The organism is Actinokineospora cianjurensis, assembly GCF_003663795.1.
GTDB classification, from domain to species: Bacteria; Actinomycetota; Actinomycetes; order Mycobacteriales; family Pseudonocardiaceae; genus Actinokineospora; species Actinokineospora terrae.
Genome location: NZ_RCDD01000002.1, coordinates 396057 through 417396 on the forward strand (window position 1 = coordinate 396057; position 21340 = coordinate 417396).

Consider the following 21340-nt stretch of genomic DNA (forward strand, 5'->3'; position numbering starts at 1 on the left):
CTCATCCACCCGTCGTGAAGAGCCATACGTCGTCGACACCGATCCCGGCGAGCAGCCGCCTGGCCAGCTCGCAGCGCCGCCGGTGGTCCGGCTGGGCCGCGTCGAACAGCAGGCTGGCGATGTCGCCGCTGTGCGCGGTCTGCAAGCCGACCGCCCCCGTGCGCCGGACCAGCGCGGTGATCCGGTCGAAGCCGGGCACCGGGAGGTGCCGTTGGTTGATCTCGGCGCTGGCCGTGGCGACCGCGCCGAGCCCGGCGGCGTCACCCGCGGCCAGCGCCACGCGCAACTGGGCCCGCAGTTCGCGGAAACGGGCGATCTCCCAGGGGCCGTAGTCGGCAGGCCGCAGCGCGAGGGTGTCCACTCCGGACCCGGTGCTGCTGGTCCCAAAGCCGACGGCGGCCAAGCGGGGCAACCGGCGGCCGAAGTCCTCCAGCACGATCCCCTCGCGCTGGGCGAACAGGACTGTGTTGTCGCCGAACATCAACGAGTCCGAGGCGGTCTCCGCGCGCACCGCCAACTGCGCCACCAACCAGTCGGGCAGGGCGCAGCCGAAGGCGTCCGCGACCGCGCGGATGGCGGCCAGCACGTCGCTGGTGGACGAACCGAACCCGCGCGAGGCGGGCACCTCGCCCCGCAGGTCCAGGTAGCCGCCGGTGCACGGCCACCCGAGCACCGCCAGCGTCTCCTCCGCCGCCCGGCGCGCCTTGACCTTGTCGGTCTGGCGCACCACGACCGAGGGCAGGTTCACCGGGGTGTAGGTGGCCCGGGTGCGGTAGAGGTCGCAGGGCATCGTCAGCAGGCCGCGGTGCAGCCTGCCGTCGGCGTCCTCGAACATCCCCTGCAGGATCTCGCCGTGGTGGGTGCTCGCCGTCGCGACGCCCGTGCGGGCCGGTGGCGGTTCGACCACCCCGATCGCCGACTCGCCCGCGGCGGTCGGGTACCACTTCTCGCTCATCGTCATGTCCGCTCCGCAGCCCGTCTCGTCGCGCGGTCAGCTGGGTGATTTCGCCGCCCTGGCAGGAAAACTAGCCATTCCCGGGTGTCGTCCCGGGCACCAGCGCGGGCAGCACGTCGGCAGTTGCCGGGGTGCCGGGCAACCACAGGTCGGCGGCGTCGAGCGCGCCGGTGGTGTACTTGCCCAGCGCGCTCGCCAGCAGCCGCATCTCCAGCGCCAGCGCCGCCACCAGCCGCACGAGCCCGTGGTCGGGGTCCTCGTCCACCGCGACCAGCGCGGCGCGACCGAGTCCGACGGCTCTGGCACCCAGCGCCAGGCACTTCACCGCCCGCGCGCCCTCCCACATCCGGCCACTGGCCAGCAGGCAGCCGCCCGGGGAACCGATGCGCCGCAGGCATTCGGCCAGTGGCAGGCCGACGGTGTCCAGGAACGCCGTCGGGGCCCAGCCGCTACCGCCCTCGGCGCCGTCGACGGTCACCGCGTCCGCGCCCGCCGCCCACGCCACCGCCGCGGCAGCGGCCACGTCCCGAGCACCGGGCAGCTTCACCCACACCTTGGCGCGCGGGAAGTTGTTGCGCATCAGGCGGATCTGTTGCCGCAAGATCTCGTCGGTGAAGGTCCCGGGGCTGCTGGAGCGCAGCACGCGGTCGTCGGCGAAGATCGCGTCGATGGCGAACTGGTCGCCGACGCGGCGTGCCGCCTCGGCGTCGAGCACGGTCATCCCGCCGAGCCCGGGTTTGGCGCCCTGGCCGACCTTCAGCTCGAACGCGAGCCTGCCCTCGGCCAGTAGCGGCACCGTGGCGGGGTCGCTGTAGACCAGGTTCCACACCTCGGCGTCGGCGTCCTCGGTGCTCTGCTGCACCACCACACCGCCGACGTCGTCGGGCACGCGCTCCAGGTAGGCGCGGACCCTGGCCATCAGCATCGCCCCGGCGTCGGCGGCGCCCCGACCGTAGCCGTTGACCGGCACCACGTTCTCGCCGATGACCATCGGGATGCCCAGCTCGCCCGCCTGCCTGGCCGCTGCCACGCCGAGTCCGGTACTTCCGAGCTGGGTCGAGCCGAATGCCGAGAGGTACAGCGGGAGGGTGGCGGTGAAGCCGCCCACCGACGTTCGAGTGTCCACATCGGAGTACAGCGGCTCCCGGCCGAGCTCGATGAGCTTCTCCAGCCTGCGCGGCACGAACACCGGCGGCACCAACCTCATCCGATCCAGTTCGTCCGCCGTGGACCGCTCGGGCGATTCCCCGTACACCTGCGCGCCGTAGCCCGCCAGCGCCGGGAACACCGCGGCGGCACCGGATCGGGCCCGTTCCCGGATCGCGGCCTCCGGCAGGCCCTGCGCCAGGACGGTCATGGCGCCACCAAGCCGGGGACCTTGGGGTAGGCGTTGACCTGCCACACCGAGTCGAGTCCGGTGAGGAACCGGGTGAGCCGCTCCAGGCCCATCCCGAACCCGGCGCTGGCCGGGATGCCGTCGCGGACCATGTCCAGGTACCACTTGTACTTCGCCGGGTTCTCCCCGGTCTCCCGCATCCGGGTGACGATCGTGGCGTAGTCGGACTCGCGCTCGCTGCCGCTCACCAGCTCGCCGTACCCGCCGGGCACGATGAGGTCGAAGTTGCGCAGCGTGCCCGGCGACTCGGGGTTCTCGCGGTCGTAGAACCCGCGCGAGCCCTTCGGGTAGTCGGTGACGAAGAACGGCCTGCGCGCCTTGTGCGAGAGCAGTTCCTCGCCCTCCCACTCGATCTCGGCGTCGGTGCTCTGCGGGTACTGCAGGTCGTGCAGCGCGGCGACGGCCTCGGCGTGGGTGAGCACGTCGAACGGCTCGCGCAGCAACTCGGCGAACACCACCGGGTCGCGGCCGAGCGCGGCGAGGTCGTCGCCCGCGGTGCGCAGCACGTGCCGCACGACGTGCACCAGCAGCCGCTCGGCCAGCCTGCGCGCGTCGGCACGGGTGCCGCCGGAGATCTCGACGTCGATCTGGTGGAACTCGGCGAGGTGGCGGCGGGTGTTGCAGGTCTCGACCGGCTCGGCGCGCACGTTGGGGGCGATGAAGAACAGCTTGTCGAAGGCGAGCAGCGACGCCTGCTTGTAGAGGATGCCGCTGGTCATCAGCTTGTAGCGGTGGCCGTAGTAGTCGACGTCGAGCTGCTTGGAGCCGCGCACCCCCGGGTCGGTGACCGGGCCGATCACCGGCGGCAGCAGCTCGATGAACCCGTCGCCGGAGAGGAAGGACCTGGCCGCGGTGAGCACCTGCTGCTGCACGCGCAGCGCGGCGCGGGTCACCGGCGACGCCAGGTGCTCCGGCGGCGACGGCGGCAGGTAGGTGCTGGTGGGACCCGGTGTCGTGATGGTCATCTGTGCTCCCAGGACGGGTCGGTCGGCCGGGCCCGCGGTGGCGGGCAGGCGGTCGAAGCGGCGTTGCGTGTGCGAGAGCGCGGCCAGCAGGCCGGCGGAGGTCGGTCCTCGGCCCGCGACGGCGGGTCTGGCGCGAAACGGAAGCGACCCGGTGGCGGCCCAGCGCAGCCGCCCGGTCGGGTCGATCTCGCTGGTGGTCCTGCCCGCGTTGTCCGGGTGCAGGCAGTAGGGGATGTCCAGGTAGCCGAGGCGGAACGCCGCGGGCAGCGCCTCGGCGACGGTGTCGGCCAGGCCGAGCACGGCCGTGACGATGGCGCGGGCCTCGGTGTGCACGGTGGTGTCGGCGGCGTCGGGTTCGGCGTCGGCCCAGCGGGTGGCGGCGGCGACCTCGGCGGCCAGGGTGAGCGCGTCGACGTTCTCGGCGATGGTCGGGATCCGCCTGGCCTCAGCGGCGGTCTTGACGATCAGCCGCGCGGCTCCGGAGCGCACCGCGAGCCGGGCGCTGCTCTCCAGCAGCGCCGCCGCGCCGTGCGGGGTGGTCGGGTAGAGGCCCATGTAGGTGTAGACGACGACGTGCCAGTCCACTCCGGGCAGCAGGTCGGCGGCGAGCCTGCGCAGGGCGTGCACGGCTTCCTCGTCCTGCTCCGCGTCGACCTGCTGGGCGTAGCTCAACGAGACGCTGCGCAGTCCGTGTTGGACGAAGAACAGTCCTTCGAGGACACTGAGGGCGACGAGCATGCTGGGCGGGCAGAGCTGGCCGAGCATGCACCCGCCGAAGGTCTCCACGTGGGCGTTCGGCGCGCTGACGAGGATCTCGGCCGTGTGCGACCAGTTCCGGACGGCGTCCCTGAGCGGCATCCTGCTGTAGGGCAGGCAGTACGAGACCGGCCCGCCCTCGGTGGCGTCGAGACCGGCGGCCAGGGAGGCGCGCACGATGTCCTGCGGACGCGCCGAACCGTGGCGCACCTGTACCGGGAACCCGGCGTCGCGGATGCCGTCGAGGACGGTCGTGGTCCGCTCGGGGCCGTAGGAAACGATGGGGTAACCGTTGAGGGGTATGCCTTCGGCGAGTGCGCGGTCGGCCGAGGCGATGTCGTTGACGCGGGTGTAGCTGTCGAGGGTCAGGGTGCCGACGGTTGTCGCGGGGACGCGTTTGGTGGCCAGGAGCCCGGCGCGCATGGTCGCGGTGTCGCTGAAGCCCATCCTCGGCTGCACCACCAGCCGCCCGGCCGCCCGCGCCCTGGCCACGAACCCGCCGAACCCCGCGGTCACGACGCCACCCCGACCCGCAGCCGGGCGAGGTCGTCGGCGAAGGCGGCCAGCTCGGTCTCCTCGTAGACGCGGTCGAACCCGGCCGCCACGAGCTGGTCGCGGCGCTGCGCGGCGGCCGCGCCGTGGATGCCGAGCTTGCCGCCGATCACCAGCCTGGTGCCCGCCAGCTCCCGGCTGGCCCGCAGCCGGGGCGCCACCCGGACCGCGTCGGCGTACCCGTGCCCGTTGACGGTGCTGATCACGACCAGTCGCGGCCGGGTCCGCGCGCACTCGGCGACCAGCAGGTCGTCCGGGACGCACGGGCCCAGGTTGAGCACCGGGTGGCCCAGCTCCCGCACGAGCAACTGGAGGTAGACCAGGTTCCACGTGTGCGAGTCCGAGGAGGTGCCGCTGATCACGACCGGCTCCCCCGAAGGTGGGGACATCATCATCCACGCTCACAAGAGTCGTTGTCCGGCTTGGGTTCCCGGGGTTTCCGGTCCTCAGGGAACGGTAGGGCCCGGCGGTGGCGCCGAGCGGCAGTTAGCGCGGCAGCCGCAGGGCGTCTGCGTGCGTGGTGCGCGACACCGCGACCCCGACGGCGGCGAGCGCCGCCTCGGCCCGTGCCGCGGCGGTCGGGGACGCGCCCGCGGTGGTGATCACGTGGCCGACCCGGTCCTGGAACGACCCGGTCGGCTCGCCCAGCCGCGCACCGACGGCGGTGGTGACCTTCGCGGCCGCCACCCCGGGCAGGGCGGCGGCCTCGCTCAGCCCGGTGACGGCGCTGACGACGCCCGGGCCCCGGGCCAGCACGAACCTGATCGCCGCCGCCCCGGGACCGCCGACCGCCGGGGGTGGCGGTTGCCCGCAGGCGCGCGCCACACAGGCGTCGACCAGGTCGAGCCCGGTCGCGGCCGCCACGACCGCCGGGATCATGCCGCCCGCCAGCCGGGGGTTGACCTCGATCAGCACCGGTCCGGCCGGGGTGAGCCGCAACTCGGTGTGCGCCGCGCCCCACCCGACCCCGAGTGCGGTGAGGGCCTTGAGGGTGGTGTCGACCAGTTCGTCGCGTTCGGAGTCGCGCACCCGGGCGGGGAAGTCGTGCCCGGTCTCCACGAAGTACGGCGGCACGCCGAGGTGCTTGCCGGTGACACCCGCGACCGTGTCGCCCACGGTCTCGACGGAGAACTCCCGGCCGCGCGCGAACCGCTCGACCAGCACCACGGGCTCACGCGGGGCGCCCCGCTCGTCGGTCGTGTTGGCCAGCAGCAGCCCGACCGCCCTCGCGACCTCGTCCTCGTCGGCGCACAGCCTGACCCCCAGCGACCCCGACCCGGTGGCAGGCTTGACCACGACCGGGAACCCCAACTCCCGCGCCGCGAGCACCCCGTCGACCGCGTCGGTGGTGATGACCCGGAACCCGGGCACCGCGACCCCGGCCCTCGCCAGGGTCCTCCGCTGCCACGCCTTGTCCCGGCACAACCGCACCGCCACCGGATCCGGCCCCGGCAGCCCCAGCCGCGCGGCGACCTCGGCGGCGGTGGCGATGAAGTACTCGGAACTGGAGGTGACTCCCGCTACCCGCGACAACGTCCGGCACGTGGCCAGCACCGCGTCGAGGTCACCGGTGTCGACCACAAGCCTGTCGACGGCGTCCTCGTCGAGGTACGGGTATCGGCCCGGGGACGCGGTGAGCACGACCGGCCGCAGTCCCCTCGCCCGCGCCCTGGCGCAGAACACCTGCCCGGACCCGGTGGTGTTGCTCTCGACCAACACGAACCAGTCGCTCATCGCGCACCGCCCGCGAGTGCGGTGACGGCGGCGTCGAGGTGGGATTCCGCGGCCAGCAGGGTGTCGCGGTGCGTGCGGCAGAGGGTGGCGCGGGCGGCGGCGGACGCCGTCGCCGTGGTGAAGATCGAGTCGAAGGCGCCGGGGCCGCCGCCGTGGGCGGTCGTGGTGACTACCTCGGGTAGGGCGGTTGGGGGGAGGCCGAGGGCTCCCAGGTCGGTGGTGCCCGCGGCGATCGCGTCGCGGACGGCGGCTCCGACGGTGTGGTGGGCGGTGCGGAACGGGGTTCCCGAGAGGACCAGGCGGTTCGCCGCGGTGGTGGCCATGGTGAAGCCGTGTTCGGCGCGCTCGGTCATCCGCGCCGCGACGGGGGTGGCGCCGCCCACCAGGACCTGGCTCAGCAGCACCGCGTCGGACACCGCGGCCAACCCGGGACGAGCCGCGGCCACGGCCTCGGTGCCGACCTCGATGGTGTTGGTGAACGGCGTCGACTTGGTCATCGCCGCCGCGGCCGTCCACGCGCCGATCGCGGCGCCCGCCTTGGCCTTGACGTGCTCCAGCAGGAAGGCGTTGCGCTTCTGCGGCATCGCCGAGCTCCCGCCGACCAGCCGGTCGGGGAAGGCGACCATGCCGAACTCGGCGCTGCTCCACAGCTGCAGGTCGGTGCCCAGCCTGCTCAGCGTGATCCCCAGCCCGGCCACCGCGGCCAGCACCCGCAGCAGGACGTCACGGCTGGCGACCGCGTCCACCGCGTGCACCGGACCGGCGGCGAACCCGAGCAGGCGCGCGGTGAGCGAGGGGTCCAGCGGCAGGTCGGTACCCGCCACCGCGCACGCGCCCATCGGGCACCGGGAAAGGCCCTCGGCGGCGGACAGCACCGCGTCGATGTCGCGGCCCAGCGCCACGGCGACGCCCAGCAGGTAGTGCCCGTAGGTGATCGGCATCGCGGCCTGGAAGTGCGTGTACACCGGCATCACGACACCGCGGTACGCCCGCGCCCGGCCCAGCAGCACCGCCTCCAGCCGCAGCGCCTCGGTGAGGAAATCGGTGAGCCAGGCCCGCAGGCCCAGGATCGTCGTGGTGGCCTTGAGGTCGTTGCGGGACCGACCGGTGTGCAGCGTGCCGCCGACGTCCTCGCCGAGGCGGGCCGCGAGCTGGTTCTCGTACATCAGGTACGCCCCGCGCGGAGCGGGCAACCCGTGCAGGGACACGAAGTCCTCGGCGCGCAGCGACCGGATCTCCCGCAGCAGCACCCTGGCGGTGTCGGCGTCCAGCAGACCCTGGCCGGCGAGCATGACCACGTGCGCCAGGTCGACGGTCGAGATCAGGCGCAGTTCCCCGGTCAGCTCCGCCGGGGTGGTACCGAAGATCATCGCGGCGGTGCGGGCGCGCAGACCCGTCGAGAGCCTGCCGGTGTCGAGCGTGGCGGTCACATCGCCTCCTTGGCGGTCAGGCGCCGGGCGCGGTACAGCGCGGTCACCAGGCCCAGCACGGTGAACCGGGTCCGATCGGTGTCGTCGGCGCAGCGCACCAGCCCGCGCACGAGCAGGGCGCGCACCAGCGGCGCGCACACCCCGGCGCGCAGCCCACTGGCCCGCACGGCGTCGGTCATCGACCAGCCCCCGCGCAGCCCGACCAGCCGCGACAGCAGCGCGGCCACCGGCGCGTCGAGCGTGGCGACCGCGCGGCGCAGGTGGGTGTCGAGGTGCTCGCCCGCGATGTCGAACGGGTCGTCGGCCAACTCCTCGACCAGCTCGGCCAGGGGGTAGACCGTCAGCGCGGACGCGGCGGCCTCCAGCGCCGAGGGGATGCCGTCGAGCGCGCGGCACAGGGCGCCCACGCCGGTCGCGGTGTGGGTGAACCCCGGCTGTAATCGGGACAGGTGCGATCTCAGCAACCGGACGGACGGCACGGACTCCGGGTCGGCGTCGGGCGCCGGGACGGCCAACGGCCCCAGGGGGAACACCCGCTCGCCCGCCAAACCCCACGGGACGCGGGTGGTGAGCACGATCCGCAAACCGGGGCAGCGCTGGAGCAGGACCGGGAGCGCCGCGCGGTCGACATCGTCGCGGTCGTACCCGTCGAGGACGAGCACCGCCGCGGCGGCACCGACCAGTTCGGCCAGGTGCGCGGCGGCCATGTCGGCCCCACGAGCCGAACCCGGCGACCCGAGCGCGGCGCGGACCAGCGCGGCCAGCGTGTCCGGCGCGGGCTCGGCGGCCGCGTCGCTCCACAGGACCGGCAGGTCACCGAGCGCGCCCGCCACCTCCAGCACCGCCCGCGACTTGCCGACGCCGGGCAGTCCGACCACGGTGACCAGCCGCTGGCTGCCGGACCTGGCCAGCTCGGTCAGCACGGCGACCTCGGCGTCGCGACCCACGATGGCGTCCAGCGGCGCGGGCGGCGGGGCGGCGGTGAGGTCGTGGGCCGGGGTGGCCCAACCGGGAGCGGCCGAGGCGGTCTCGAACTCCACCCGCTCCCGCCCGGTGAGCCCGAGGCCGTCGGCGAGCAGCCGCACGGTGTCGCGGCGCGGCCGGTGCGCCTTGCCGAGCTCCAGGTCGCGGATGGCCCGGACGCTGACCGTGGACAACCCGGCCAACTGGTGCTGGGTGGCGGCCCTGCGGATGCGGTGGATTCTGAGCAATTCGCCGAAATCCCGACGCGTGTGCGGTATGCGCATTTCACTTCCCATCACGTTCTCCCACGCCGAACGAGGTCGCGGCGTCCCGTGTCTCCAGCATCGGCACGCGCTTATCGCCGCGTTATCACGGGGCCAAGCGACCGGGCGGCGCGGGCGATAACCCCGCGATGCCGGGCGTTCCTACCGTTGGCACAGACGGTCGGAGAGCGAATACCGGCCCCGGGAAAAGGGGAATCAGATGACCAACACCGCCAGCACCACCGCTACCGGGATCACCGCCGCCGCCCCCAGCGCCGCCACGGCCACCCTCGGCGACACCCCCTGGGGCGGCTGAGCTCAGCCGGTCAGCCTGGCCAGCTCCTTGCGGACCTCGGCTGCGCCGCTCAGGTCCATCGTCCGCTCCCGCAGCGCCAACGCCTCGGTGAGCACGGCGACCGCCTCGTCGGTCCGCCCCAGCAACGCCTTCACGGTCCCCAGCCGGTGCAGCACCCGGCCCTCGCCGACCACGTCCCCGGTGGACCGCACGGCGACCAGCAGTTCGGCCAACTCGGCGTCCGCCTGCCGGAACTGGCCCTGCGCAACCAGCAACCCGCTCAACCGGAACCGCACCTGCACCTCCACGCGCCTACTGCCTACGCGGCCGCAGATCTCCAACGCCGCGACGAGGTTCGTCTCCGCGGCGGCCAACTGCTCGGCGTCGAGGTCGAGCTGCGCGATCTGGCACAGCACGTGCGCCTGCCCCACCGGGTCACCGGCGGTGCGGAACTGGGCCAACGCCACCCGGTACCCCATCAGCGCCGGGTCGAGGTCGCCCCGCAGGTGGTCGACCAGAGCCAGGTTGCGGCGGGCCATCGCCTGGCCGTGGACGTCGCCGAGTTCGGTGAACTCCACCAGCACCGGCTCCAGCAGCTCCTGCGCCGCCGACAGCCTGCCGCGGCTCAGGTGCAGCGACGCCAGCGAGCACCGCAGCACCGCCAGCGCGCGCCGGTTGCCCGCCGCCTCGGCCACCTCCAGCGCGCGCAGGTGCGTGTGCTCCCAGTCCTCGAAGTAGCACCCGGACTCGAACAGGGTCACCAGCGTGATCGCCAGCTCGCAGCAGATCTCGTCGAGCCCGGCCGCCGCCGTCAACTCGACCGCGGCGCACAACGTGACGCGCTCGGATTCCAGCCACGCCAACGGATCCTCGTGCACGCGCGCCAGGTACTCCGCCCCCGGCACCCAACGCGGTTCAACGCCGCGCAGGATCGCGTAGTCGCCGCCGTAGATGCGCCGGTGTGCCTCGCCCGCGAGGGTCAGCCAGCCGTCGGCGACCCGGCTCACCGACCGCCTGCGCTCCCCCGGGGTCTCGGTGGCCTCCAGTCGTTCCCTGGCGAAGAGGCGGATGAGGTTGTGGAAGCGGTAGCGCAGCCCGGACGCGTCCTCGGTCTCCTCCAGCATCTGCTCGTCCACCAGCAGTTCCAACAGGTCGGCCGTGCGCTGGGAGTCGTCGTCGAGCAACGCGTCGGCCACCCACACCGGCACGCTCGACACGTCGAGCACGCTCAACCGCCGCACCAGCCTGCGGGCGTCCGGGGGCAGGCCGTCGTAGCTCAGGGCGACGCTCGCCCGCACGGCCAGGTCGCCGTGCGCCAGTTCGTCGAGCCTGCGGTGCTCGTCGACCAGCCGCCGCACCATCCACGCCAGCGACCGGCCCGGGCGCGCGGCCAGCCGGGCGGCGAGGATGCGCAGCGCCAGCGGGAGACCGCTGGCCACCTCGATCAGCTCGGCGGCCGCGACCGGCTCGGCGTCGACCCGCTCCTGGCCGACCACGGTGGTCAGCAGCCGGTGGGCCTGGGCGTGGTCCATGACCTCCACGTCGACCAGCCTGGCGCCGGCCAGCCCGGTGAGCCGCGCCCGGCTGGTGATCAGCACGACGCAGCCGCTGGTGCCCGGCAACAGGTTGCGCACCTGGGTCTCGGCCGCGGCGTCGTCGAGCAGCACGACCATCCGGCGCCGGGCCAGCAGGCTGCGGTACATCTCGGCGCGCTCGGCGAGGACGTCCGGCACCGACGAGCCGGGGACGCCCAACGCGCGCAGGAACCGGCCGAGCGCCTCGGCGGCGCTGACCGCGCGGGCCCGGGTGCCGCCGAGGTCGCAGTAGAGCTGGCCGTCGGGGAAGTCGTCGAACGACAACCGGTGCGCCACGTGGACGGCGAGCGCGGTCTTGCCGATGCCCGGTTTGCCGAGCAGCACGACCACGCGGGTCGCCGCCCGGCCCGCGCCCTCGAGCAGCAGGTCCTCGGTGCGCGCCACCAGGTCGGCGCGGCCCGCGAAGTCGGCGATGTCGCCGGGCAGTTGCAGCGGGACCTCGGTCGGCCCGGCAGGCGGCGGCGCCACCCGACCGGTTCGGTCCTGAGTGGACACCACGCGGGCCGGGGCGACGCGCAGGGTGTCGTCGTCGGCGAGGATCGCCCGCTCCAGCCTGCGCAGCTCGTCACCCGGTTCCAGGCCGAACTGCTCCACCAGCAGCTCGCGGCCCTCGCGGTAGACCTGGAGCGCCTCGCTCTGGCGTCCGGCGCGGTGCAGGGCGAGCATCAGCTGGCCGCGGGCGCGTTCGCGCAGGGGGTGCTCGTTGAGCAGGGTGGCGATCTCGCCGACGAGCTGGTGGTGGCGGCCCAGGCGCAGCTCCAGGTCGAAGCGCGACTCGACGGCGTTGAGCCTGCTCTCGTCGAGCTGGCCCGCGCGGACCTGCAGGATGCGGCTCGGGATCCCGGACAGCGCCGGGCCGCGCCACAGCGCGTCGGCGGCCCGCAGGAGGGTCGCGGCCTCCGCCAACCGCACCGCCGCGGTCAACGCCGTCGCCTCGGAGACCATCGCGGCGAAGCGGTGGCCGTCGATGCCGTCCTCGTCGACGCGCAGCAGGTACCCCGGCGGGCGGGTGACGATGGCGGCCCCGCTCGCGGCCTCGGTCAGCTTGGCGCGCAGCGACGACACGCAGATCTGCACCTGGGTGCGCGCGGTCGCGGGCGGGTCCTCGTACCACACGGTGTCGACCAGCTGCGCGATGCTGACCACCCGGTTCGGCTCCAGCAACAGCGCGCCGAGCACGACCTGCTGCCGCCCCGGCGCCACCCTGAGCCTGGTGCTCGCCCCGGTGCCGACCTCGAGCGGACCCAGGATCCGGTAGTCCGGCGCCGCGGCGGGCACCCCCTCGCTCGGGCTCACTCGCATCCCCCCGTGGACGGCGGCGTCGGTTTCACTGTAAGGGAGTTACCTGCCGCGAGGCCATCACCTGATAACCGCCGCCCGTCCGATTCAGGGCGAATAGGAAATGATATCAACCCGCGCCGGGTCCCCCATGCTCCGAGCGAGTGACGGCACTTCCGGACAATCGCCGCCCCTTGGTCCATTCGGCCGCCCCGCGCTGACCGGACGCCTGCCCCTCTCGTCCCCATTTGCCGGAACTCGCCCGCACTGGAATTGCGCCGTGGGATGTCCCCGGGTACCAGGTTGTCGGGAAAGCACCACGGCGACCGGCGCGGCAGGGGTCGACCGCGGCCGGGTGCGGCACGGCGGCGCGGGTGGCAGTAGTCCTGTGTGGAGCGACCGCGGGGGCTACTCGCGGACTCGGTTGAGGAAGCCGACCAGGTTGGCGGTGGTGCGGTCGACCTTCTCGGCCAGGGTCAGGGTCTCGTGGACGCGGCCGCCGGGCTCGAGGGGCTTCTTGCCGCGCAGGTAGAGGGAGCAGGCCAGGTCGGTGCAGATGTAGGTGCCGACCGAGTTGGTGGGCTGGCGGGGTTTGCGGGCGGTCATCAGGGAGACGCCGGTGCCGGGGTGGGTGGTGAGGCAGAGGGAGCACATGCCGCGGCGGGCCTGGGTGGGTTGCGGGGCGACGCGCAGGGCCACGCCGACGAGGCCGTCGGGGGTCTCGGCGACCAGGTAGGCGCGTTCGCGGGCGGCGGGGTCGCGCCAGCCGAGGAAGTCGAGGTCGGGCCACGGTCGGTCGGGCAGGTCGCGCGGGACGGCCAGGCGTCTGGCCTCGCCCTTGGTGCAGTTGACCAGACAGGCTCGGATAGCGGTCTCGGATACCGGCAACATAGGGACTAGCCTAGTATCCCTAGGCAAGTGAATAACCGGCATAGGGAGAGCGCGTGGCACGGGCCGGGGTGACGGTCGAGCGGCTGGCGGTGGCGGCGGCCGAGCTGGCGGACGAGGTCGGCTTCGAGAAGGTGACCGTCGCCATGCTCGCCCGGCGGTTCGGGGTCCGCGACGCGAGCCTGTACTCGCACGTCAAGAACGCGCACGACCTGCGGGTCCGGGTCGCGCTGCTGGCGCTGGCCGAGCTCGCCGACCGCGTCGCCACCGCGCTGGCGGGCCGCGCGGGCAAGGACGCCCTGGTCGCCTTCGCCAACGCCCACCGCGACTACGCCCTGCGCCACCCCGGCCGGTACACCGCCGCCCAACTAGACCTCGACGACGACACGATGGCCACCAGCGCCGCCGTCCGGCACTCGGAGATGACCCGCGCCCTCCTGCGCGGCTACCACCTCCCCGAGCCCGCCCAGACCGACGCCATCCGCCTGCTCCACAGCACCTTCCACGGCTACGTCACCCTGGAATCGACCGGCCGCTTCCGCCACACCCCCCGCACCCCCGACGCCTCCTGGTCCGCGACCCTGGACGCCCTCGACGCCCTGCTCACACACTGGCCGCACGCCGGCCAGCCGACATAGCCAACTCTGAGCGGTCACGCGGCGCCAGCACGAACCAGACGAGCGCGGCACCACGCTAGCCAGCCGACAGGGCCGACTCGCGACGGTCGCGGACGAGTGACAGTGCGAGCCAGACCAGGGTGGCACCGCAGATGACATGCAGCGAACTCGTCACCAAGGTGTCCGGCAGTGGTGCCGCCAACGCCAGGGCGGGAAGGGCGCCGATGTAGACCAGCGACGGGATTCGCGGGAAGACCCTGGCGCGGACCATGGCGATGCCGAACAGGACCGAGCCGACCGTGAAGACCAGGGCGCTTCCCAGCAGGGCCACCTTGGGCGGACCTTGCAGCAGTTCCTTCGCCGTCGCCTCCGGCAGGTAGAACACGCCCATGTTGAGCATGAACGCGGCGCCGCCGAAGAGGCCGAGACCGAGCAGGTTGGCGACGGCGGCGATGGCGCCGAACGAGCCGCTGGCGTCGGCTTGGCGCAGGTGCAGGACGACGAGCAGGGGCACGGCGAGCGCGGGCGAGAGGCCGAGCAGGAAGCTGGTGGCCGCGGTCTCGCCGGTGACGGTCTCGACGGCGGCGGGCAGGGCGATCAGCGCGCCCGCGGCGATGCCGCTGTAGGTGCCGAGCCGGGTCAGGGTGGGGTTCATGGCAGGAGTTCTCCTCGCTCAGTGGTCGGACCGAGGCTAGGAACGGGCACCGGCCAGCCGGAAGTGTCGGCGGGCACGCCCTGGTCACGACTCCCCCGGCCGGAAGTCATGTGCCCTGTGGACAACCGGCGCGGCGGCGTACGCTCGGCTCGTGACTGAGCGGACGGCGCCCTGGGTGACCAGCGCGGTGTACGGGATCGTGCTGGCGGCCGGGTTGTACTACGCGGCAGCCGGTCTCGGCGTCGTCCATCCACTGAGGACAGCGGGGTTCGGCGCGTGCCTGGTCGCGCTGTTCGCGGTCGAGCGGCTGGCCGCGCGCCTGGACCGCGGGCGGCGCACGGCGGTGGCGTTCCTGGTGCTGCGGTTGGCGTTGTTCGCCTGCGCGGCGGCGTTGGACGGGTCGGGGTTGTCGCGCGCGCTGTTCGTGCTGGTGCCCTTCCTGGCGTACCTGAGCCTGGGGCGGGTGGTCGGCCTGGTGTCCGGCGGGGTGTGCCTCGCGGTGCTGGTCGCGGGCTTCGCGGTGTGGGTCCCCGGCTGGTACCGGGACGCGGTGTACGTGTCCGACCTGTTGATGTTCGGCATGGGGGTCGTGCTGGCAGTCGCGATGGCCGACGCGGTGCTGCGGGAGCGGGCCGCCGCGGCGCGGGTCGGTGAGCTGTCGGCGGCCACCGAGCGCAACCGGGTGGCCAGGGACATCCACGACAGCCTCGGCCACCACCTGACCGCGATCTCGGTGCAGTTGGAGAAGGCGGCGGCGTTCCGCGAGCACGACGCCGAGACGGCCGACCGCGCGGTAGCCGACGCCCGCCGCTCGGCCCGGTTGGCGCTGGCCGACGTACGGGCCTCGGTGGGGGCGTTGCGCACGCCCGTGTCCCTGACCGCGGCTTTGGCCGGACTGGTCGACGGCACCGCCCCCGAGGTGACCCTGCGGGTCGACGGGGTCGAGCGCCCGATCGGCCAGGCCGCGGTCACCACGCTGTACCGGACCGCGCAGGAAGCACTGACCAACGCCCGCAGGCACAGCGCGGCCACCCGGGTGGAGGTCACGGTGGCGTTCACCGCGCGGGAGGTCGGTCTCACCGTCCGCGACGACGGCCGCGGATTCGACCTCCCCGCACGGACAGACGGGTTCGGCCTGATCGGGCTACGGGAACGGGCGGCGCTGGTCGGCGCCGAGGTGCGGGTGGACAGCGCGCCGGGGGCGGGCACCACCGTGTCGCTGCGGGTGTCGGCATGACCATCCGGGCGCTGACGGTGACATTCACCGCACAGGAGGTGGGTCTCACCGTCCGCGACGACGGCCGCAGGTTCGACCTACCCACGCAGACAGACGGGTACGGCCTGATCGGGCTACGGGAACGAGCGGCGCTGATCCGCGCCGAGGTACGAGTGGACAGCGCGCCGTGGGGCGGGCACCACCGTGTCGCTACGGGTCTCGGCATGACCATCCGGGCGCTGACGGTGGCATTCACCGCACAGGACGTGGGTCTCACCGTCCGCGACGACGGCCACGGATTCGACCTACCCACGCAGACAGACGGATTCGGGCCGGTCGGGCTACGGGAACGAGCGGCGCTGATCCGCGCCGAGGTACGAGTGGACAGCACGCCAGGGGCGGGCACCACCGCGTCGCTGCGAGTCTCGGCATGACCATCCGGGCGCTGACGGTGACATTCACCGCACAGGAGGTGGGTCTCACCGTCCGCGACGACGGCCGCGGATTCGACCTCCCCGCACGGACAGACGGGTTCGGCCCGATCGAGCTACGGGAACGGGCAGCGCTGGTCGGCGCCGAGGTACGGGTGGACAGCGCGCCCGGGGCGGGCACTACCGTGTCGCTGCGAGTCTCGGCATGAGTATCCGGGTGCTGGTGGTCGACGACCAGCAGTTGATCCGCGAGGGCATCGCCTCGCTGCTGGGCCTGCAGGCCGACATCGAGGTCGTCGGCACCGCGGCGGACGGCAAGGAGGCCATCGACCGCGCCATCGCCCTGGCCCCGGACCTGGTGCTGATGGACGTCCGGATGCCCGAGCTGGACGGGGTGGCCGCGGTGGCCGTGCTGCGGACCAGGGCACCGGCCTGCCGGGTCGTCATGCTCACCACGTTCGACGACGAGGAGTACGTGGTGCAGGCGCTGCGGGCGGGCGCGACCGGGTACCTGCTCAAGGACCTGCCCGCGACCGAGTTGGCCGCCGCGGTCCGGCTGGCCAACGCGGGTGTCACCCAGCTCGACGCCGCGGCCGCCAGGCACGTCACCGCTGCCCTGCGGGCGACGCCCTCCTCCCCCACCGACGCCCTGACCACCCGGGAGACCGAGGTGCTCCGCCTGATCGCGGGCGGTGCCACGAACCGCGAGATCGCCGCCCGCCTCTACCTGAGCGAGGGCACGGTCAAGAACCACATCTCCCGGATCCTCAACCGGCTCGGCCTGCGCGACCGCACCCAGGCCGCCCTGTACGCCCGCGACCACGGCCTGCTGTAGGTGGGTTCACAGCTGCTCGTAGGCGAGCCCCGCCCCGAGTAGCACGCCCTCGGCGTACGGGTGGCCGATGAGCTGCATGCCGATCGGCAGCCCGTCGCTGTCGTGTCCTACTGGGACGCTCAGGGACGGCAGGCCGGTGATGTTGGCCGGGGGTGAGAGGCGAGCGTAGGCGTTGGGGACGGTTTCGGTGGTCCCGTCCGGCCAGGTCACGTCTTTCTGTCCGATGGGGACCGCTGTCAGCGCCGAGCTGGGAGCGGCGACAACGTCCACAGTGTCCAGAAGGCGCAGCCACTCCTGCCGCATGAGGGTGCGGGCGCGCTGTGCCCGCAGGTAGTCCCCCGCCGACAGCGCTTCCCCTGCCAGGAGAAGCGCCCGGACGTCCTCTGTGTACAGATCCGGGACCGTGCGCAATGTCCGCTCGTGGTAGGCCGATGCCTCCGACATCATCAGGCCCCACTGCGTCGCCTGGATGTAGCGGGCCATCGGGATGTCGACGTCGACGAGCCGAGCGCCGAGCGACTCCAGCCGCGCGATGGCCGCGCGGACAGCGGATTCCACCTCCGGGTCGACGTGCTCGAAGTAGAAGTCGCGCGGCACCCCGACTCGCAGGCAGGCGATCTCCGCGCTGGGCGCGTACTCGCGGCCGGTCAACGCGGGCAACACGAGTGCCGCGTCGGCGACCGTGCGGGTGATCGGGCCGACGTGGTCGAGCGACCACGACAGCGGCACCACACCGTCCCTGGACACGAGCCCGTGGGTCGGCTTCAACCCGACCACACCGTTGAGCGCCGCGGGGACCCGGATCGACCCGCCGGTGTCGGTGCCCAGCGCGAACACCGCCGTGCCCGACGCCACCGCGACAGCCGAACCACCACTGGACCCACCCGCGACCCGACCCGGGTCCACCGCGTTCACCGTCTGCGGGGTGATCAGCCCATACGCGAACTCGTGCGTGTGCGTCTTGCCCACGAGCGCACCACCCGCCGCGGCCAACCCCGCGGCAACCGCGCTGTCGGCGTCGGCCCGATGCCCGGCCCGGACCCGGGAACTCGCGGTCGTGGGCAACCCGGCCACGTCCAGGAGGTCCTTCAGCGCGTACGGGATCCCGTGCAACGGCCCCCGAAGCCTCCCTGCGGCGATCTCACTCTCGGCCCGCACAGCCGCCGCGCGCGCCCGGTCCGCGGTCACCAGGACGTAGGCGCCGAAACCGGAATCGACCTCCGCGACGCGCTCCAGCACCGAGTCGACCAGCTCCACCGGGGACAGCTCACGATCACCGATGGCACGGGCAGCGGCGGTGAGTGTCAGCTCACACGGCCGCATCGGGCACCTCCGCGCGATACGGCTCGGTGTCGCCCAGGTCCAACTCGCGCAGCACCGAGACCACGTCCTGGATGTGCCGGGCGAGATCGGCCACCTCGGCGGACGGGGGAAGACCCACCCGCACGGCCGAGTCCGGCGCGGAATCGGACATGCGCTCCTCCAGCGGGTCACCTTTGATCGAACCGTACGGCGCGGCACTCCCGGAGGCAACACAGCGCCCACCCGACATCCGTCCACAAGAGACATTCCGCGGCAACCGGCTCCGAAGCCCGAGATGCCCTCTGCCGGAGTGTGACAAGATCCGGGAGGGGCGACCACGGGGAGGGACCATGGGGCGGGTGTTGGTGATCGGGCTCGATCCGGCCAGGTCGCGGGGGTGGGACCCGCGACCGATCCAGGCGGCCGTCGTGCGGGGGCAGGCGCGGTTCGCGGAGTTGGGGATCGAGTCGGACCTGTGCCTGGTGGCGGTGGACGACGATCCGGAGGGGGCGATCGTCGGCGCGCTCAGGGCCGTGGAGTACGCGTGCGTGGTGGTCGGGGGCGGGATCCGGCGGGACGAGGGGTTGTTGGAGTTCTTCGAGGTCGTGATCAACCTCGTGCACCGGTACGCGCCGAAGGCGGCTGTCGCGTTCAACCGGGGGCCGGGCGACAGCGCCGACGCGGCGATGCGGTGGTTGGGGTCAGAGCGGTTTGGTGGCGGAGAGGATGGCCTGGACGGGGAGGGCGTAGCGGGGTAGGTCGGCGGGGTCCTTGGCGAGGGTCTGGGTGACGGTGAAGCCGGACTCCTCCAGCCACGCGCGGTAGACCGAGAGCTTCTGGGGGCCGCCGTAGCCCATCGAGCAGCCGAGGAAGAAGCTGGGGAAGAAGTCGATGGTGTAGTTGTCGGTGTCGTGCACGTCCTCCGGGTAGATCGGCACCAGGATGTGCACCTGGCCGCCGGGCTCCAGCGCGTCGCGGACGCCGGAGAGGATCCGCAGGACGTCGTCCTTGTCCCACATGTCGACGAAGTGCTTGATCAGCACCACGTCGAAGCCGCCCGGGATGGCCACGAACACGTCGCCGCCGATGAACGAGCAGTGCTCTTCCACGCCGTGCTCGCGGAAGTTGCGCAGGCAGTCCTCTTCCCGCTCCGGCAGGTCGAAGGTCGTGACGGTCAGCCCCGGCGACGCCTTGTGCCGGTAGGTGTGGATCGCGCCGAGGCCGGTGTTGCCCGCCAGGTCCAGCACCCGCGAGCCCGCCGGGACGTCGATGTTGGCGAAGAACCACGGGTCGATGCGGGCGGTGGTCGCGTTCATCACCCGCGACCACGGGTCGCCGATGTCCTTGTGCGTGGCGGCGGCCTCGTAGAGGGTGCCCTCGAACCCGTAGAACTCGCTCAGGCCGACGAGGGTGCCGCTGCGCACGCTCTCGGTGAGGTGGAACAGCTGCCGCAGCGTGACGACCTTGATGAAGTGCATGAAGTCGACCACGCCCGCCAGTTCCGCCTCCGGCACGTCGGCGAGCGCGTCGAGGCGGTACCCGCCCGAGGTCTCGTCGTGCGCGACGAAACCCTCCTTCACCAGCAGGAACAGCATCTGCTCGATGGCCGCGGCCTTGGCACCGACCGCGCCGCCCAGCTCGGCCGCGGTCAGTCCCGGTCGCGCCCGCAGCTCGTCGACGATGCCCAACTCGAAGCAGGACAACAGGTTCATGAACCGCGCCGGTCCCACCATGTATTCCCGGAAACGCGCGAGCGTGGCTTCCGCGGTCATGTGCTGATCCCTCCGCTTTCGGTGAGTGAGATGGTCACGCGGTCTTCGTCGCGCTGAGGATCCCCTGCAACGGCAGGGCGTCCGGCGGCAGTTCGGACGGGTGCTGGGCGAGGGTGTTGGTGATGGTGAACCCGCGCTCGCGCATCCAGGACCGGAAGGTGGACAGCTTCTGCGGGCCGCCCTGCCCGGTGGCGCACCCGAGGAAGAAGCTCGGGTAGTAGTCGACGGTGCAGGAGTCCTTGATGTCCTCGGAGTAGATGGGCACCAGCACGTGCACCTGGCCGCCTGGCTCCAGCGCGTCGCGGACGCCGTCGAGGATCGCGAACACCTCGTCCTTGTCGAACATGTTCAGGAAGTGCTTGATCAGCACGACGTCGAAGCCGGTGGGCACCGACACGAACACGTCGCCACCGATGAACGAGCACTGCTCGGCCACGCCCTGCTCGCGGAAGTTGCGCAGGCACGCCTCCTCGCGGCCGGGCAGGTCGAACGTGGTCACCCGCAACCCCGGTGACGGCTTCATCTTGACGGTGTGGATCGCGCCGAGGCCGGTGTTGCCCGCCAGGTCCAGCACCCGCGAGCCCGGCGGGATGTCGACGTTGTCGAAGAACCAGGGGTCGATCCGCGCGGTCACCGAGTCCATCAGCCGCCCCCAGGACGCCCGCAGGTCGGCGTGCACGGTCATCGCCTCGTACAGGTCGCCGTCGAACCCGTAGAGCTCGCGCAGGCCGACGGGCTTGCCCGCGCGGACGCTCTCGGTGAGGTGGAACAGCTGCCGCAGGGTGGTGACCTTGATCTTGTCCATGAACTCCAGCGGCCTGCGCAGGTCGAGTTCGTCCACCTCGGCGAGCGCGTCGAGCGCGTACCCGCCGGTGGTGTCGTCGCGCGCGACGAACCCCTCTTTCACCAGCAGGAACAGCATCTGCTCGACCGCTGCCGCTTTCGCCCCGACCGCCGCACCCAATTCCTCGGCCGTGCTGCCGGGTTTCGCGCGCAGGTGGTCGACGATGCCCAATTCGAAACAGGACAGCAGGTTCATGAATCGCGCGGGCCCTACCATGTATTCCCGGAATCGCGCGAGTGTGGCTTCCGCGGTCATGTGCTGATCCCCTCCGAGTCCGTCCGCCGCGACGCGGCGCGCCCACCACCCCCGGCTGCGCCGAACGGCGGGGCCCAGCGCTCGCGGCCACCCGTTCGCCAGCATCGACCCCGGGCCTTGGCGGGGAGTTGGTGATCGCTTGGGCCGGGCGGCGGTGCCCGCGTCGACAACTATCAGGTTGCTTGACAACCGGCTTCCGGCGACCATAGCATCGGCCTCGATATCCACGGTGCACGATTTGCGCGCGGGCCATTCGGCTGGAGTCGTCTTGGCCCGGGCGCACGCGCGTGTCCGGAGAGGAGAATCGACATCTGGGTTCACCTTCTTGGGCCGCTGCGGATTC

At 72.7% G+C, this 21340-nt stretch carries 20 protein-coding genes; 6 read left to right on the top strand and 14 right to left on the bottom strand.

Annotated features, from left to right (window positions below; genetic code table 11):
* Window position 1: 1 nt before the first annotated feature.
* The 9 genes from CLV68_RS16415 to CLV68_RS16455 all read right to left on the bottom strand — a co-directional run bounded on the left by CLV68_RS16415 (window position 2) and on the right by CLV68_RS16455 (window position 13073).
* Window positions 2–961, bottom strand: a complete 960-nt coding sequence (locus tag CLV68_RS16415) for a GHMP family kinase ATP-binding protein (RefSeq protein ID WP_246009909.1) — start codon at window positions 959–961, stop codon at window positions 2–4.
* A gap of 64 nt (window positions 962–1025) precedes the next feature.
* Window positions 1026–2312, bottom strand: a complete 1287-nt coding sequence (locus tag CLV68_RS16420; protein WP_121391665.1) for a glutamate synthase-related protein — start codon at window positions 2310–2312, stop codon at window positions 1026–1028.
* Complete coding sequence (locus CLV68_RS35885; protein ID WP_121391668.1) at window positions 2309–4588, bottom strand: amino acid--tRNA ligase-related protein; 2280 nt, start codon at window positions 4586–4588, stop codon at window positions 2309–2311. The genes CLV68_RS16420 and CLV68_RS35885 overlap by 4 nt, the downstream gene beginning before the upstream one ends.
* Window positions 4585–4986, bottom strand: coding sequence for a cobalamin B12-binding domain-containing protein (locus CLV68_RS16430; protein ID WP_246009910.1), 402 nt, complete (start codon window positions 4984–4986; stop codon window positions 4585–4587). Before CLV68_RS16430 ends, CLV68_RS35885 begins: the two co-directional genes overlap by 4 nt.
* Before the next feature lie 124 nt (window positions 4987–5110).
* The gene (locus CLV68_RS16435) at window positions 5111–6358 is read right to left on the bottom strand and encodes an ATP-grasp domain-containing protein (RefSeq protein WP_121391675.1); all 1248 of its coding nucleotides are present in this window, start codon (window positions 6356–6358) and stop codon (window positions 5111–5113) included.
* Complete coding sequence (locus tag CLV68_RS16440) at window positions 6355–7788, bottom strand: lyase family protein (RefSeq protein ID WP_121391678.1); 1434 nt, start codon at window positions 7786–7788, stop codon at window positions 6355–6357. Before CLV68_RS16440 ends, CLV68_RS16435 begins: the two co-directional genes overlap by 4 nt.
* Window positions 7785–8999, bottom strand: coding sequence for a helix-turn-helix domain-containing protein (locus CLV68_RS16445; protein ID WP_246009911.1), 1215 nt, complete (start codon window positions 8997–8999; stop codon window positions 7785–7787). Before CLV68_RS16445 ends, CLV68_RS16440 begins: the two co-directional genes overlap by 4 nt.
* 333 nt (window positions 9000–9332) lie before the next feature.
* Entirely contained in the window at window positions 9333–12200 is a 2868-nt protein-coding gene (locus CLV68_RS35670; RefSeq protein ID WP_281274670.1) for an AfsR/SARP family transcriptional regulator, read from the bottom strand.
* A 390-nt stretch (window positions 12201–12590) separates the two neighbouring features.
* The gene (locus CLV68_RS16455) at window positions 12591–13073 is read right to left on the bottom strand and encodes an FBP domain-containing protein (RefSeq protein WP_121391684.1); all 483 of its coding nucleotides are present in this window, start codon (window positions 13071–13073) and stop codon (window positions 12591–12593) included.
* Window positions 13074–13126: 53 nt separating this feature from the next.
* Between CLV68_RS16455 and CLV68_RS16460 the strand changes: the two genes are divergently transcribed.
* Window positions 13127–13708: a TetR/AcrR family transcriptional regulator gene (locus tag CLV68_RS16460; RefSeq protein WP_121391686.1), complete on the top strand. Its 582-nt coding sequence runs from the start codon at window positions 13127–13129 to the stop codon at window positions 13706–13708.
* A gap of 55 nt (window positions 13709–13763) precedes the next feature.
* Here the strand turns inward: CLV68_RS16460 and CLV68_RS16465 are convergent, their stop codons facing one another.
* Window positions 13764–14342 (bottom strand): hypothetical protein, encoded by a 579-nt coding sequence (locus tag CLV68_RS16465; RefSeq protein WP_121391689.1) that lies wholly within the window; start codon window positions 14340–14342, stop codon window positions 13764–13766.
* Window positions 14343–14493: 151 nt separating this feature from the next.
* Here CLV68_RS16465 and CLV68_RS16470 point away from each other — a divergent pair, with 151 nt between their 5' ends.
* Genes CLV68_RS16470 through CLV68_RS16485 form a run of 4 tightly spaced genes read left to right on the top strand, consistent with a single transcriptional unit; the run spans window position 14494 to window position 16824 of the window.
* A complete protein-coding gene (locus tag CLV68_RS16470; protein ID WP_121391692.1) occupies window positions 14494–15579 on the top strand; it encodes a sensor histidine kinase in 1086 nt (361 codons plus the stop codon).
* A complete protein-coding gene (locus CLV68_RS16475) occupies window positions 15576–15992 on the top strand; it encodes an ATP-binding protein (protein ID WP_121391695.1) in 417 nt (138 codons plus the stop codon). Before CLV68_RS16470 ends, CLV68_RS16475 begins: the two co-directional genes overlap by 4 nt.
* The gene (locus CLV68_RS16480; protein ID WP_121391698.1) at window positions 15989–16198 is read left to right on the top strand and encodes an ATP-binding protein; all 210 of its coding nucleotides are present in this window, start codon (window positions 15989–15991) and stop codon (window positions 16196–16198) included. Before CLV68_RS16475 ends, CLV68_RS16480 begins: the two co-directional genes overlap by 4 nt.
* Entirely contained in the window at window positions 16195–16824 is a 630-nt protein-coding gene (locus CLV68_RS16485; protein WP_121391701.1) for a response regulator, read from the top strand. Before CLV68_RS16480 ends, CLV68_RS16485 begins: the two co-directional genes overlap by 4 nt.
* Before the next feature lie 6 nt (window positions 16825–16830).
* On the opposite strand, the gene CLV68_RS16490 is transcribed toward CLV68_RS16485, so the two are convergent.
* Both CLV68_RS16490 and CLV68_RS33970 read right to left on the bottom strand, forming a co-directional pair.
* Window positions 16831–18147 carry an amidase gene (locus CLV68_RS16490; RefSeq protein WP_121391704.1) on the bottom strand — a complete coding sequence of 439 codons (1317 nt, stop codon included), beginning with the start codon at window positions 18145–18147 and terminating at the stop codon, window positions 16831–16833.
* Window positions 18134–18298 (bottom strand): hypothetical protein, encoded by a 165-nt coding sequence (locus CLV68_RS33970; protein ID WP_170224372.1) that lies wholly within the window; start codon window positions 18296–18298, stop codon window positions 18134–18136. The genes CLV68_RS16490 and CLV68_RS33970 overlap by 14 nt, the downstream gene beginning before the upstream one ends.
* Window positions 18299–18476: 178 nt before the next feature.
* Here CLV68_RS33970 and CLV68_RS16495 point away from each other — a divergent pair, with 178 nt between their 5' ends.
* Entirely contained in the window at window positions 18477–18884 is a 408-nt protein-coding gene (locus CLV68_RS16495; RefSeq protein WP_121391707.1) for a hypothetical protein, read from the top strand.
* Here CLV68_RS16495 and CLV68_RS16500 read toward each other — a convergent pair.
* Both CLV68_RS16500 and CLV68_RS16505 read right to left on the bottom strand, forming a co-directional pair.
* On the bottom strand, window positions 18828–19898 hold the full coding sequence (locus tag CLV68_RS16500; RefSeq protein WP_211346566.1) for a methyltransferase: 1071 nt from the start codon (window positions 19896–19898) through the stop codon (window positions 18828–18830). The two genes, CLV68_RS16495 and CLV68_RS16500, sit on opposite strands and share 57 nt — an antisense overlap.
* 34 nt (window positions 19899–19932) lie before the next feature.
* Window positions 19933–20997, bottom strand: a complete 1065-nt coding sequence (locus CLV68_RS16505) for a methyltransferase (RefSeq protein WP_425454854.1) — start codon at window positions 20995–20997, stop codon at window positions 19933–19935.
* Window positions 20998–21340: the final 343 nt, after the last annotated feature.

Bases quoted from the DNA above. Each gene is read 5' to 3' on its own strand.
- CLV68_RS33970 (WP_170224372.1), bottom strand. From the start codon at position 18,298: ATGTCCGATTCCGCGCCGGACTCGGCCGTGCGGGTGGGTCTTCCCCCG.
- CLV68_RS16495 (WP_121391707.1), top strand. From the start codon at position 18,477: ATGGGGCGGGTGTTGGTGATCGGGCTCGATCCGGCCAGGTCGCGGGGG.
- CLV68_RS16435 (WP_121391675.1), bottom strand. From the start codon at position 6,358: ATGAGCGACTGGTTCGTGTTGGTCGAGAGCAACACCACCGGGTCCGGG.
- CLV68_RS16420 (WP_121391665.1), bottom strand. From the start codon at position 2,312: ATGACCGTCCTGGCGCAGGGCCTGCCGGAGGCCGCGATCCGGGAACGG.
- CLV68_RS16490 (WP_121391704.1), bottom strand. From the start codon at position 18,147: ATGCGGCCGTGTGAGCTGACACTCACCGCCGCTGCCCGTGCCATCGGT.
- CLV68_RS16485 (WP_121391701.1), top strand. From the start codon at position 16,195: ATGAGTATCCGGGTGCTGGTGGTCGACGACCAGCAGTTGATCCGCGAG.
- CLV68_RS16415 (WP_246009909.1), bottom strand. From the start codon at position 961: ATGACGATGAGCGAGAAGTGGTACCCGACCGCCGCGGGCGAGTCGGCG.
- CLV68_RS16505 (WP_425454854.1), bottom strand. From the start codon at position 20,997: ATGACCGCGGAAGCCACACTCGCGCGATTCCGGGAATACATGGTAGGG.
- CLV68_RS16455 (WP_121391684.1), bottom strand. From the start codon at position 13,073: ATGTTGCCGGTATCCGAGACCGCTATCCGAGCCTGTCTGGTCAACTGC.
- CLV68_RS16480 (WP_121391698.1), top strand. From the start codon at position 15,989: ATGACCATCCGGGCGCTGACGGTGACATTCACCGCACAGGAGGTGGGT.
- CLV68_RS16465 (WP_121391689.1), bottom strand. From the start codon at position 14,342: ATGAACCCCACCCTGACCCGGCTCGGCACCTACAGCGGCATCGCCGCG.
- CLV68_RS16500 (WP_211346566.1), bottom strand. From the start codon at position 19,898: ATGACCGCGGAAGCCACGCTCGCGCGTTTCCGGGAATACATGGTGGGA.
- CLV68_RS16475 (WP_121391695.1), top strand. From the start codon at position 15,576: ATGACCATCCGGGCGCTGACGGTGACATTCACCGCACAGGAGGTGGGT.